We start from the raw sequence: 13,711 nt of genomic DNA on the forward strand, positions 1-13,711 counted from the left end.
TGATCGGGGAAGACCCATATAAATACAGCGGTTTTGGGTGGGGTAAATTTGGAATTTGCGAGGAGGATTCAGGAAATAGGGTTGGGTTCATTAAGGTCATATTTTTGTTGGTTACGGGTTGATTGGTCTGGGTTTTGCGAGCATCATCGCAATTATTTACCTTCTTCCGTAACGCGATGGCTTCCAGCAAAACTCTCGAACAGGCTATTGCCGACATCACTATCTGGCACAAAGGCAAACAGCGTGCGCCGCATAAGCCTTTATTGCTTCTGTATGTGCTGGCGAACTATCAGCAGGGGCATGCGCGACTGTTTGATTACGGAACTGAGGTCCACGAGCAGCTGCTTAGCCTGTTAGAACGCTTTGGCCCACAGAGGAAGGCGCATTACCCAAATATGCCCTTCTGGAGGCTCAAAGGGGATGGATTTTGGGATCTGAAGAATACTGAGTTCTGTTCGACCATTGGCAGTAAGCAACCGCCTGTTAAAGAACTTGTGGAACATAACGTCGCAGGCGGGTTTGATGAAGAACACTTTGCGCTGCTAAGTAAGAACAAAAACCTGATCGGCTCGCTGGCGCAGCAGATCCTTGAAGCGCACTTTCCTGAAAGCATTCAGGAAGAGATCGCGGATGAGATGGGCTTTAATATTCAGCAAATCCGTAAGGTTCGCGATCCGCTGTTCCGGCAGCAGGTGCTACGTGCTTATAACTATGAGTGCGCAATCTGCGGGTTTAACATGCGACATGATAACGCCTCTGTTGGTCTTGAAGCCGCGCATATCAAGTGGAAGCAGTTTGGTGGACCGTGTGAGATCCCAAACGGGCTGGCGCTGTGTGCGATTCATCATAAGGCGTTTGATAAGGGATCGATTGGACTAGATGAGAGTATGCGGATACTGGTTTCCGAGGCGGTGAATGGGGGCGGGATTGTTGGGCAGCTGTTCTGGGATTTTGCCGGGAAGCAGATTGCGCTACCAATGGTGAAAGGGAACTATCCAGGAGAGGGGTTCGTGGAGTGGCATTGGAGAGAGGTGTTTAGAGGATGAGTGCGAAGGCCGGACTCGAATTTCACACCTAATAGACTGATATAAATGTTGTTTATAAGCAGAGATAAATAGTTATACCCGCACTTGTACCCACAAGTTAAAATCCGTACAAAAAATAGACATCGCGAGTGGGTATTAAGCCATACCAGTAGAACACTGATATGGCTGTTGAAGCAAGACTCAGGCAGGCAGGAACGTTTTCTTCAGAGGCACCAAAAGTTTAGTCTCGATATCAACTTGTTCGTAGTTCTCAATAAGCGCACGGACGAGATCATCAAGTGTCCAGAGCGTCAGTGGTATTGTCGAACGGTCGGCTTCATATCGAGCATCTTTCGTAAAACCCCCTGTACTGACATAAAGCCCGCGATCGTCTTTATGGCGACCGCCGATAAAGCTGCGTATCTGTTGGCTTCCCATCTGTTCCCTGCGGTGCTTTACTTCAACGACGATACGTGGATTCTCGAATCCAAATCCATCAGGCGAAGCAATGATATCCTTCCCACGATCAGGACCCACAGGAGACACCTGTGTTTTATATCCCATGCTGCGTAAAACACCTGCAACCAGATATTCCATCTCTTTCGGATCGAGCCCATTAACTCGATCTTTAATACCTTCACGCGCCAATGACTCCACATCGCGAAGCGGATCAGAAACGACCTCATCTTCATCTGCCGCTGTTGGATTTTGAGCAATAACCTCTACAGTGGGTTTCTTATCCTGCAAAAGCTCTTCTAGCGCATATTCTGGAAGCTGGAAAACCGTCAGCGTAGAACCCAATGTGTTTTTGGTAGCAACAGACAGTCTATCGCGGTCGATTTCTTGAGTATTCCATTTAACCTGCCGAGCGATACCCATCCCCTCTTCCACCCATTCAGGATGATACTGGAAGTCTGAAGTAACTTTGCCTAGCAAATAAGTACGGTTGGCTGGCGAATAGGTAATAACCCAATCTCCCTTTTGGATCTCATTCACAAAACGCCAGACCTGCGATGCGCCAGAACGCGCAGTTCCGAGCTTTGTTAAGGGAGCAGCCTCATGGTATAAGGCGAGTAACTGGGCTCGGGATAGGCCGGGTTTGACTAATGGAGCCAGCTGAGACCAATCGATACCTACAATTTGCTTATCGCGAAAATCGTCATAGAGCTTGCCGCCGTCACCGCGGATCATCCACATTCTGTTGCCCATACCAGTCCCTTCATGAGGAAAAGAAATTATGCTGGATCATAAGCTTGTTCGAAGTATGCGTCAAAACCATCAACAACGACGGCCCAGCATTCCCGGATTGTGCTTGCGATAATGTGCCCAGTTAAAATTACAGCTTCAATTTGCATGATATTTCGTCCATATAAGTAAAAGCACCAACCAGCATCGGCAGGTGCTTTTTGGAATGAGTAAAAAAGTAAGACTGCAATGTGAATCAGGGAGGCTATTCCCAATGTTCACCGTGCCGTGCTAGTACGATCTTTTTTCAATAAACCAGTTGCCTGTCGCGCCCGCAGAATATCGACTGCCCGCAGATATGGGGACTGTTCTTGCCAGTTGAATCCCCTGCGGTCAATACGAACCAGCCCGTACTTTTCCACCAGAAAATTAACGGCATCGGCCAAAGATATACCGGCATCGATATGTTCCTGAATTACCGTTTCATCACTGAATGGCGTGTCGTTGAGTGTCAGGCCATAATGTTGTTCCAGCAGGCGTGCAAGCAGCATTTGCCAGACAGCCACGGGCGACAGACATAGCTTCGCCGCCTGCGGATTTGTTGCAGGTAGAGTTTTCATATTTGCTCTTGTGAAAGTAGTTAACGATGGGTGGAGTAAACGGCGATGTATACGTAGCCGTAACTGCCGAGGGTAACGCAGTATTCATGTCAGATATTCCTCAGTCGATGAGATGCATAATGGCGCTGCATTCCGGATGCTTTAGCGCGAAGTCACGTAAGCGATAATAATGCTCAGTCATCGCATCACATTCGGTACGACAAGCGTGGTGGCTGTAAGCCATCAGACAGGCGACTATCCCTGCAGCTTCACTGGTAAGCTCTGCACCATTACCGTTCATGCTGTTAAACAATGCCCACGTTTTATCGTTCTCTGATTCAGGAGCCATGAAAGCACCGCCGTTACCGAGCGTCGAAAAGTGCCAGATACCACCGTGGTAATCGGCACACAGCCGGTCCATCCAGCCAAAAATACAGGGTTCAAGGGTTATCCATTGTGGAATGGAGCCAAAGTGCTGCGGCCAGAAGGCAGTACGCTGTTCATCAGGTACGGGCGTACACACGATGCACACTGTATCAGCGTGTGGTGAAGCGGGGGATCTAGCCACTGTGCTGGTCAGGGTGAGAATGTTGTTCATTTAGTTTCCTTCGTATTTTCATATGGGTTGCCGAAACGAAGTGACGGGCAGGACTGCATGTAGCCATCCTCATGACAGAGCTAAGGCCTGCTCCCCTCAGTGATGTTTAAACTGCATTGGTTGAGTTCACCGAGTCGATAAAGAAGGTGTGAGCACCATGCGCACAAGTCGTCATCTGAGATGGAGCGGCTGCATGGATTATTCTCCAGGGCGGTCGGATAAAGTGTGGCCTGCCGGGCGCTATCAGGCAGCGGTGGCATCAGCTCAGCGCCTGCCGCAGTTCTTCCGCCATCATCCAGAGTGCCCGGTTGAGCTTAACGTCGCCGTCTATGCCTTTAACCGCGCGGGTATGGCTGCGTTTGCCTTTGGCCGTGCGTCCTGGCAGCCCCCCTTTCAGCAGGTTCTCCTGCAGGCGGTTGAATACCGTCCACAGGTTGTCCTGCCGATCTTCATAGCGGCGGGGTGTCAGTATCTGTGCCGCAGTGACCGGCTGGTGCTCTTCACCAAAGCGGTACGTCAGCGCGGCTCTGGCAAACGCCTGCTGTGCCGGTGGAGGAAGTAACAGCAACTGCATGGCATCCCGCTTCTCTTCCACCCGGTCAAATATCCCCAAAACCTCGTAAGCCCCTTCAATGACTTTCTCCACCACATTGCCTTTGTGCGGCACGCGTATCTCACCAAAGGTTTCACCACAGACAAGTCCGTTCTGACAGACAAAGCGAAACAGGCCCGGCAGCATCTGGTATGAGCTGGAGCCGTCGTGACTGTTAAGCAGGATAATTTCGGGGACCTGTTTGCCGGTGATTTGCCCCTCACGCCTGAAACGCAGCATGTGCTTTGTGTGGTCGCGTTTATTCAGGTCGCGCACGCGTGTCTGGCAGGCAAAGAACGGCTGAAACCCTTCGCGCTGCAGGTTCTCCAGCAGGGTAATCGTCGGTATATAGCTGTAACGCTCAGAGCGTGACGTGTGCTTGTCTTCGCTGAAAACGCTGGGAACATGTTGCATCAGTTCTTCACGGGTTAACGGACGGTCACGGCGTATCTGGTTAATCCGGCCAAAGCGGCTGGCTAAGCGCATGGGTAACTCCTTTGATTACATAAATGAAAAGGCCATACCTCCGGAAGGAAGTACGGCCTTTTAGTGAACAAAAATAACGGGATTAATACCCGGGTGAATACGGTCAGTACCAGGGATGTCAGACGAGCAGGCTGTAACCCAGAACAAGGACTGGGACGTAAACAATGCAGGATGTCAGATAGATAACACCTGCTATCATGTCAGTATCCTTACTGATGGTCGACCAGTCGCGCGAGAGAGGCAATACGGGTTTCACCCTGTGCCAGGCTGCAGTTATTTGCCCTGGCGGATACCAGTGCGCCAGCTAGCGCAGGGGCCAGTTTCCGGGCCGGATATTGCCAGCTCCATGCAAGTGGACCGTGATCGGATACGCCGTCATTTTCATAGAAATGGAAAACAAAGCTTCCCTTTTTATAATCCAGCATACGTGACGCTGCGCGTGTAAGATCCGGAGATAGCTGGCTGTCGAACAGTGTCAGTGGCTGCTCCGCATGAGCCTTCATCTGATGTTCCCTCTCCGGGTAATATTGGATGGTCATACCCGTTGCGCCTGATGCCTTGCCACCAGTGATATCTTTCAGCCAGTAGAGAATGTTCAGGCGCTTTTCCGGACCGTTACAGGTAAGAATAAGCTTCTGCGTTTCCTTACCTTTTGTGGCGCTAATGATAAAATCATCCACGCCATCCATGATGTGGTCATGCATGACCTGTACATTTCCTGCCACCTCGCCTGTGACGAGAACGGGTTTAATGTCATATGCAGCAGCGCGGCTCACCTGAGTCCATAACACCGCGACGACAATCAGCAGCCGGGCGATAACGTTTACCGTTTTCATCTTTTTCACTCTCCCGCTTCGGGTAAAACGACATAAATATCCCGGCCCCTGACCTCAATGGTCACGGGCTCCTTTACACCGGTATTCAGCAATGCCTGCGCCTGCCAGAAACGACCGCGGACCTCTTCATGCATATCCATCACGCGGATACAGCGCTCATCACTCCCCTCTTTATGCAGGATTTTCGTCACGACGGCACAGGCACTCTGCGCCAGATTTTCCGTACCTGACTGCCGGTTAAGGAGATATATTCCCGCAAACGACATGGCAGTACATAACAACCAGACCTGCATCAGTCGCCAGGGTTTATCCTGCATCTGGTCACGCTGACGGAGATACACCACCGGGAACCAGAACCAGATAAAGGATGGCGGCGAAATGCCCTGTTTCACCAGGTTAGTACGGTCCAGCAACACCCAGACCAGGGCAATGACCAAATAAATGACAAGCGCGAGAGCTTGCGGAAAATTCAGAACCAGGACAAACCAGAGGATCGGGAGAACAACCGCAAGGCACCAGGCGAACAGGTCTGCACGAAGCAACGGATAGGATCTCATCCCATTTCCCCCCGGAATGTTATTTCCTCATTGAAGACAGTGACGAACAAAAACATCGAAAGACTCCTTTATAAACAACTTACTGGAATGGTTAAGGAAGAGGCTGCGGGTTATTTTCAGCGCAGATCGTACTGCCTAACTTTCTGGTGTGATAATCGTTAATTCAGATCGATAATTGATTACCGATCGTTATTTTCTATCGAGAAAGACGATCAATAAACTTAATTTGATAGTTAATATCTATTGAATAATTTCATTTCGATCGTCGAAACAGATCGAACAGGTGCTGATAAAAGACACGATAAAATCAGAACAGGAGATGCCAGACGGCGCGGGCAACAGTCAGCAACCGGTGGCGGAGCTGGTGGAGATAGCGAACCAGCATCCCGGAAGTCTTCAGAGTGTTCACCGCTTCATCAAATATCTCCCCGGTCACGCGGACAAATCCCTCACGCGCTGTCTCCCTGACCGTGTCGGTCCGAAGTTCGGGGTGAAGATGTCGGGAAACAGCGCTGCCGCTGTGTACCGGTAACGCCAGTATCAGGGCCTCCACCCAGTGATGCAGGTTGTAGTGCTCTGCAGCAGAGACGGCAACGACCGGGTGGGCGGTGGCGAAAAGGGTTTCGGCCAGCCGGGTTTTGGCCTGCAGGTTATGTTGCTGCTGCTGCGAGGGCCGGTGATTCAGCCCATCCCATTCCCGGCAGGGCTCTATTTTATCTGCCTGGCTGAGGACAAACAGAAAGCGTGCCGGTACTGCTCCGCTGCTAAGTAACTCGCGGTAATAGCGGATATCCTCGTTCCAGGCCCGTTCATCGGCTTTGAGTACCCAGACAATCAGGTCCAGCCTGCGGGACCACGCCTGATACAGGCGACGGTAAAGGCTGTCCAGCTCCGGAGTTTCGCCAATACCCGGAAAATCTACCAGTGTCAGGGTATGTGTGCCGTGAGTGACCCGATAGCGCTGAACGGTACGGGTACAGCCGCTGATAGCATCAACCCTGGCGGGAGGTGGACTGAACAGGGTATTGCAGAGGCTGGATTTCCCCGCGCCACTTTTTCCCATCAATCCGATACAGGGTTCATAACTTATGATACTGCTGAGTTGACGGTATATCTTTTCAGTAGCATCAGCAGGCAGCCTGGAGAGGAGCTGCCTGAATGGCGTTTCTTTCGGAGATTCAGTGTACATATTTCACCTGTAATAAAAAGAATCTTGTTCACTATCACAGGAGTAATGTAGGGCTGAAGTTATTTACAACTAACCTGGAAAATTTAACATCTTCTTTGAATGCCTTTTCTTTTGAGTTTCATTCATTGCTTTTAATTTCAGACGTTCTTTGTGGAAAGAAACATCAACCCCCTTGATAAGGACGCGCCCAGGGTTGTTCTTTTCTGGAAATTTCATGGGTAACGTTGACACCGGTATAAAGAATGCACCGGTTTTATCTTTAGCGGATATCTCCGCCACCTTACAAAGCCCTCCGGGAATTCCCCGCCCCGCCTTTGCAATATCTTCATATTTTATATAGCGTATTTTTTCGAAATTGAACCTCCCGTCGTGCTTATCCCATAACGTCCTGTTGACGATAATAACTCTGCATGTTGCGGTGAACATCCCTTCGTAAATACCAGATTGAGCACAGGGGCCACTGTAATAACAGGCGATATATGTCTTTAGCACAACCAGAAAGTGGCCTTCATTTTGTTCCTCACGTTTAAAACTATCTTGTTTAATGACATCTTCATGAATTTTTAACTCGATCGCCTCCATTAAAGATTTGTGCTTTAACCGCATCAAGGCGCTTTCTTTTTCCTGTGGCTGAACTACGTGAGCAAGTCCCCAAAATGTAATCTGGCCGCTCACAGTGAATTCACGTGACGTAGTAAATTCGGGAAAAAGTTGTACTGAAGCGGGTTGACTCTTACCCTCGTTATCAGCCTGATGTTGGCCTTCTCTTTCGTTCGTTACCAGAGAGTAAAGATAGTGGGATTCGCTTCTTTTCCCATTGGTCTTCACCGCCTTGCCGAGAAGAAACGCTTTCGTCTCCTCATCTGAATAGTACATCGTTGACTTAAATTTATATGCCATAAATCCTTATCCCTCTCCTGTTTTCCCTGAGCTTATCTTTTGATTTGCCTTCCATCTCTGCAACCTGTCCATGTCTGATATCGTGCAAATGCACCTTATAATAATATAAATAAAAAATATTAAGTAACCTATTTGTTAAGTGTTTAAGGTTACTTGTGATTTTAACTATAAGAAAAAAGTGACCTACAATAGTAGGTCACTTTTTGTTTTATGCATTAAATACAATTAATTATGAAATTTTATATCAATCTGCGATTCCTCCCTGTACACCTTTCCCCAACCTACTCACTCCCTTAGCAATCTCATGGAAAAGATGCTTCGTTAAAAAAATACTACACCATCAATCTCCACTGCAGCGATCCACTGTGCGCTATGAACTGAGTTCTCGTGGCACCGGTCCGGTTAGAAGAGGCGGCGTTTAACGCTTCACTGACGCGCCAGCTGAAAGCAAAAACCCTTATGCCTCATTAATTTTTTACACGGTCTTCCATCCCCTGAGGAAGGCTGCAACACAACACTGAGAACCAGTCATTCCTCCTTTCACTTTTACCTTAAAGGAGATATCCCCATGAACACATCACCTGCTCTGCTGAACGACCAGCTTGTCGATATGGCATTCATCACCACCTATACCGAAATGACAGATAAATGGTTCTACAAACTCATCAGTGAAGGACTCTTCCCTAAGCCAATCAAACTGGGTCGCAGCTCGCGCTGGCTAAAGAGCGAAGTGGAAGCCTGGGTGCAGCAGCGCATAGCAGACTCCCGGGGTAACTGAGCATGGCTGTAAAAGAGTGGAAGCAAGGCTTAGCTCCTGGTGGCCTGGCAGAAGCAAAAATGGATAAAACAGACGTTGTCCATGAGCACTTCCAAATGTCCTGATTATCAGATTTTCATTTATGTTCTGAATTGCTAACCCTGGAGTAAATTCTGAACACCAATAATATAAAGCCCCGCATGTGAAAAGGCTTTGGTATATATCAGCTATCTTCCATCATACAGTATATATATTATATGCAAAGTAATTAACATATAAAATAATTATTATATATAAAGAGATTAGTATATGATGAAATGATATGCAAAGATATTCACATATAAGGGGGTTAATATATGTAACCATGGATAAGCAAGCTAGTGGCATATACTGGTAGATATGTATGTGGATATGCAAGGTGATTAGTGAATTATTTATTGGAGTGTGGGTGATTTTATTTGAAAATGTGCGATCCTGGCAAGCTAAACGTAAGTGTAACAGAATGTGCGTAAGGGGGTGGCTTATTTAAGCTACATGCGTTACTTCACTTCAAATAGCTTGGTGCACATTCAAAAAAATAATTGTTAAATATCAAGAGCAAGAATGGTCTCATCTCACAAAAAGCAATCACACTGTCCATCCCTCAATAACCGCCAGGCGATGATAACGGGGAAATAACGAAACCTTCCCTGTCCCAGGCAACATATAAAGTTCAAACCACCAACGCATTTATTACTGCCATTCGCTCTGGCAGAGGTTTCTCTCGCCTGAGAAAAAACGCAAAAGGAGTAATACCTATGACTAACCTTAAATTTGGGGAAATCAATCCGGGCTATATGAATCGTATTACGGATATCATCAACTTCGCGACAACAGCCCACGCTAGGACATCCGTATTCACCTTCGTACTCAGGCTGCCTGAACATCGTGATACAGGCGACAGTATTGCCTGTGCCCCTGACCTGAGTTCAGGATTGATGGAACGAGTAACTGGGGCGCTGAGAGCTCGTCTCACAGCCCATCAGAAACGACGTAAGCGAGAAGGCCTTCAGGTGTGTCCAACGGACCTGAGACACTTATGGGTACGAGAGGTGGGAACCAGTGGTAAATCCCATTACCACATGGCGATATTCGTCAACAAAGATACGTTTAATGGATTAGGGAATTATTCGAAAGAAGACCATAACCTGGGGAGTTACATCTGCGAGGCATGGCTAAGTGCGCTGGGGCTGCTCGAATTTCCTGAGTACAGGACGCTCGTTACTTTCATCAACAAGCCACATTATCTGGAGCGTCTTCGGGTGGATCGTTATGGTCAACAGCTCCTGAGTTTACGGAGCCACTTGGAATACTTTGCCAAAGAGCGTACCAAGGCATACACCAAAGAAGAACGCTCTTTCGGGGGAAGTACGAAATAAACCACATGCCAGGGATGTGCTTAAATGGCCCCCAGGCCTGTCATCTAGAGGGGCTACTGGAAATTATCTCTCGGCAACAATACGCTGGCACCTTTAGCTGATGATTTATAACACAGCCAAAGTAACAGTTTTTATGGGGAAAAAGGGCTCATTCAGGAATACAAATGCTGAGTCAATTCGGGGACTCTTATGTCTCCTTAAACATGTCACACCTCAACCGCAAAGCAGCTTGCGGCTATGCAAAGATGCATACACGTAAAACCCATGATAGACTCAAAATGACTCTCAGAAACAGATAAAACAACTACCCACACATAAACTCAGAACGGTGGATTGCAGTTGAAAAGGTTGCCCGGCATCAGTATGTCCCCAAGGACACCGTCTACTGCTCGAGAGAGTAAGAGATTTCCGCACATCGTGTATGTGGTTAAGGAACTTCCAATTGTCCGAGATAGGCGAGTTGAAGAGGGCAATGACGTAACTATAAAAGAGTGTCAAAAAGAGAATTCAGGGCATTCAAACACAATGGCATTAACAAATCTGTGTGACAGTTAGGATAACTTTTTTGGTATTTGGGGCAGGATTCATGGCAACATCAGAACAACACATCGAAAATGACCTGATCGCTAAGCTCAGCGACCTAAAATATACCTACCGTCCCGATATCCGCGATCTTACTACGCTAAAAGCCAATTTTCGTGAAAAATTCGAGGCACTTAACCGGGTGCATCTGACGGATAGCGAATTTCAGCGACTGATCGATGGCATTATCACACCCGATGTGTACAACGCTGCCCAGATACTGCGAAGTATCAACAGCTTTGAGCGCGACGATGGTACTCCGCTTAACTACACCTTAGTAAACATTAGAGACTGGTGCAAAAACGACTTCGAAGTAATCAATCAGTTACGCATTAATAACGATAACAGCCATCATCGCTACGACGTAATACTGCTTATCAACGGTATACCAATGGTGCAGATTGAGCTTAAAACGCTGGCCGTAAGCCCGAGACGTGCCATGCAGCAGATCGTGGATTACAAAAACGCGCCTAGCAATGGCTATGGTAAAACGCTGCTGTGTTTCATCCAGCTCTTTATCGTCAGCAACCGCAGCGATACATGGTACTTCGCTAACAACAACCAGCGACACTTCAGCTTTAATGCCGACGAGCGTTTCCTTCCTGTCTACCAGTTTGCCAGCGAGGACAATAAGAAAATCACCCAGCTTGACCGTTTTGCTGAGAAGTTTTTGGCAAAGTGTACCTTGGGTCAGATGATAAGTCGCTATATGGTCATTGTAGCCAGCGAACAGAAGCTGCTCATAATGCGGCCATATCAAATCTATGCGGTCAAAGCAATTGTCGAATGCATTAACCAGAATTGTGGCAACGGGTATATTTGGCACACCACAGGCTCGGGCAAGACTCTGACCTCCTTTAAGGCCTCTACCCTGCTTAAAGACAATCCGGATATAGACAAATGTCTGTTCGTGGTAGACCGAAAAGACCTCGATCGTCAGACCCGTGAAGAGTTTAACCGTTTTCAGGAAGGCTGCGTTGAGGAAAATACTAACACCGAAACATTGGTGCGCCGTTTGCTGTCCGACGACTACGCAGACAAGGTCATTGTCACCACTATCCAGAAATTGGGGTTGGCATTAGACGGCACCAATAAACGTAACTACAAAGAGCGGCTAGAGCCACTGCGCAAAGCTCGCATAGTATTTATCTTCGATGAATGCCACCGCTCACAATTTGGTGATAACCATAAAACAATAAAGGACTTTTTCCCCTACGCCCAGCTCTTTGGCTTTACAGGCACACCTATTTTTGAACAAAACGCCAACTATCAGCAGGTCGAAGGTCAGAAGGCCAGTTACCGCACGACCGATGATTTGTTTCAGCGCAGCCTGCATGAATACACCATCACACATGCTATCGAAGATCGCAACGTATTGCGTTTTCATGTGGACCACTTCAAGCCCGAGGGCAAGAAGCCACCCAAGCCCGGCGAAAGGATTGACAAAACCAAGGTCATTAAGACCATACTGGCTAAGCACGATGCGGCTACTAATGAGCGCAAATTTAACGCCATACTGGCTACTGCGAGTATTAATGATGCCATCGAATACTTCGAGTTGTTCACAAGCATTCAAAGTGAGCAAGCGGAGCAAGACCCTGATTTTCGCCCTTTAAGTATTGCTTGCGTGTTCTCACCGCCAGCTGAGGGGAATAAGGATATACAGCAGATTCAGGAAGACCTGCCCCAGGAAAAGCAAGATAATCAACAGGATCCAGAAGGCAAGAAAGAAGCACTCAACAATATCATCACAGACTATAATATTCGCTTTGGCACCAACTACCGTATAAGCGTTTTTGATCTGTACTATCAAGATGTGCAAAAGCGCATCAAGGATCAACAGTATCCCAATGCCGATTTTCCGGCTGCGCAAAAAATCGACATCACAATAGTGGTGGACATGCTGCTCACGGGCTTTGATTCCAAATACCTCAACACGCTTTATGTGGATAAGAACCTCAAACACCATGGTCTGATCCAAGCATTTTCGCGAACCAATCGCGTGCTTAACGACAGTAAGCCCTACGGCAATATCCTTGATTTTCGCCAACAGAAAACGTCAGTAGACGAGGCTATCGCACTATTCTCCGGCGAGAAGATCGATAATCCTCGCGAAATCTGGCTCGTAGATCCTGCTATCAAAGTAATCGACACACTACAAATCGCCACCCAGAAGCTGGCAGATTACATGCATTCACAGGGCCTAGCTAATGCTCCGGAAGAGGTCTCTAATCTTAGAGGTAATGCGGCTCGTGCACAGTTTGTTAACCTATTCAAGGAAGTACAGCGCTTAAAAACGCAACTTGATCAGTACACAGATCTCACCGATGAGCAAAAGACATTGATCGCGCAAATTGTACCACCTGATCAGTTGCAAGGGTTCAAGGGCGTATACTTGGACACGGCTAAACAACTAAAGGAACAGCAAGATCGTGACCAAGCACCGTCTGAAGTACAACAACTTGATTTCGAGTTTGTTCTCTTCTCCTCCGCAGTGATTGATTACGATTATATAATGGATCTCATTGCAAAACTGACACAACAGAAACCCGGCAAGAGCACAATGAGTCGTGAGCAACTCATCGGCCTGATCCAATCCGATGCCAAGTTTATCGATGAGCGTGAGGAGATTGCTGAGTATATTCGAGGTCTCCCAACCGATGAGGCATTGAATGAAAAACAAATACGTGATGGCTTTGCTAGGTTCAAAGCAGAGAAAAAAACGCGAGAACTCGCCAACATTGCCAACCGTCACGGGCTTTCGCTCGATGCCCTTCAAGTGTTTGTAGATGAAATCATGCGTCGATGTATTTTCGACGGCGAAAAACTCACTGACTTTCTGAAGCCGTTAGGGCTCAACTGGAAGAGCAGAAGAGTGAAAGAGTTGGCACTTATGGAGGAATTAACTCCAATACTGCATAAACTTTCGCAAGGTCGAGAAATAGCTGGTCTAGCGGCTTATGAGGAAGAACGATGATAAGTATAGA

General features: G+C 47.6%; 12 protein-coding genes. 4 read left to right on the top strand and 8 right to left on the bottom strand.

The window, feature by feature from the left end; genetic code table 11:
* The first annotated feature begins 176 nt into the window (after positions 1 to 176).
* The gene (locus tag DD597_RS12580) at positions 177 to 1,046 is read left to right on the top strand and encodes a phosphorothioated DNA-binding restriction endonuclease (RefSeq protein WP_045894225.1); all 870 of its coding nucleotides are present in this window, start codon (positions 177 to 179) and stop codon (positions 1,044 to 1,046) included.
* Between the two features lie 180 nt (positions 1,047 to 1,226).
* Here the strand turns inward: DD597_RS12580 and DD597_RS12585 are convergent, their stop codons facing one another.
* The 8 genes from DD597_RS12585 to DD597_RS12625 all read right to left on the bottom strand — a co-directional run bounded on the left by DD597_RS12585 (position 1,227) and on the right by DD597_RS12625 (position 7,967).
* Entirely contained in the window at positions 1,227 to 2,234 is a 1,008-nt protein-coding gene (locus tag DD597_RS12585; RefSeq protein WP_129256245.1) for a restriction endonuclease, read from the bottom strand.
* A gap of 254 nt (positions 2,235 to 2,488) precedes the next feature.
* Positions 2,489 to 2,830: a TA system toxin CbtA family protein gene (locus DD597_RS12590; RefSeq protein ID WP_129256246.1), complete on the bottom strand. Its 342-nt coding sequence runs from the start codon at positions 2,828 to 2,830 to the stop codon at positions 2,489 to 2,491.
* Positions 2,831 to 2,930: 100 nt separating this feature from the next.
* A complete protein-coding gene (locus DD597_RS12595) occupies positions 2,931 to 3,407 on the bottom strand; it encodes an antirestriction protein (RefSeq protein ID WP_129256247.1) in 477 nt (158 codons plus the stop codon).
* Positions 3,408 to 3,666: 259 nt separating this feature from the next.
* Positions 3,667 to 4,485, bottom strand: a complete 819-nt coding sequence (locus DD597_RS12605) for a DUF932 domain-containing protein (RefSeq protein ID WP_129256249.1) — start codon at positions 4,483 to 4,485, stop codon at positions 3,667 to 3,669.
* 209 nt (positions 4,486 to 4,694) lie between these two features.
* Positions 4,695 to 5,321 carry a hypothetical protein gene (locus DD597_RS12610; protein ID WP_129256250.1) on the bottom strand — a complete coding sequence of 209 codons (627 nt, stop codon included), beginning with the start codon at positions 5,319 to 5,321 and terminating at the stop codon, positions 4,695 to 4,697.
* Positions 5,322 to 5,326: 5 nt separating this feature from the next.
* A complete protein-coding gene (locus DD597_RS12615) occupies positions 5,327 to 5,878 on the bottom strand; it encodes a hypothetical protein (protein WP_129256251.1) in 552 nt (183 codons plus the stop codon).
* Positions 5,879 to 6,185: 307 nt separating this feature from the next.
* Positions 6,186 to 6,941 (bottom strand): GTPase family protein, encoded by a 756-nt coding sequence (locus tag DD597_RS12620; RefSeq protein ID WP_129256252.1) that lies wholly within the window; start codon positions 6,939 to 6,941, stop codon positions 6,186 to 6,188.
* 195 nt (positions 6,942 to 7,136) lie between these two features.
* Complete coding sequence (locus DD597_RS12625; RefSeq protein WP_129256253.1) at positions 7,137 to 7,967, bottom strand: hypothetical protein; 831 nt, start codon at positions 7,965 to 7,967, stop codon at positions 7,137 to 7,139.
* Positions 7,968 to 8,535: 568 nt separating this feature from the next.
* Between DD597_RS12625 and DD597_RS12630 the strand changes: the two genes are divergently transcribed.
* The 3 genes from DD597_RS12630 to DD597_RS12640 all read left to right on the top strand — a co-directional run bounded on the left by DD597_RS12630 (position 8,536) and on the right by DD597_RS12640 (position 13,701).
* Positions 8,536 to 8,745 (top strand): AlpA family transcriptional regulator, encoded by a 210-nt coding sequence (locus tag DD597_RS12630; RefSeq protein ID WP_050863320.1) that lies wholly within the window; start codon positions 8,536 to 8,538, stop codon positions 8,743 to 8,745.
* 776 nt (positions 8,746 to 9,521) lie between these two features.
* Positions 9,522 to 10,142 (top strand): inovirus Gp2 family protein, encoded by a 621-nt coding sequence (locus DD597_RS12635; RefSeq protein ID WP_129256254.1) that lies wholly within the window; start codon positions 9,522 to 9,524, stop codon positions 10,140 to 10,142.
* A 586-nt stretch (positions 10,143 to 10,728) separates the two neighbouring features.
* Positions 10,729 to 13,701, top strand: a complete 2,973-nt coding sequence (locus tag DD597_RS12640; protein ID WP_129256255.1) for a type I restriction endonuclease subunit R — start codon at positions 10,729 to 10,731, stop codon at positions 13,699 to 13,701.
* The last annotated feature ends 10 nt before the right edge of the window (positions 13,702 to 13,711 follow it).

The sequence above is a fragment of the Enterobacter cloacae complex sp. 677-3DZ2D5B genome (assembly GCF_004136695.1).
GTDB lineage: Bacteria > Pseudomonadota > Gammaproteobacteria > Enterobacterales > Enterobacteriaceae > Enterobacter > Enterobacter hormaechei_C.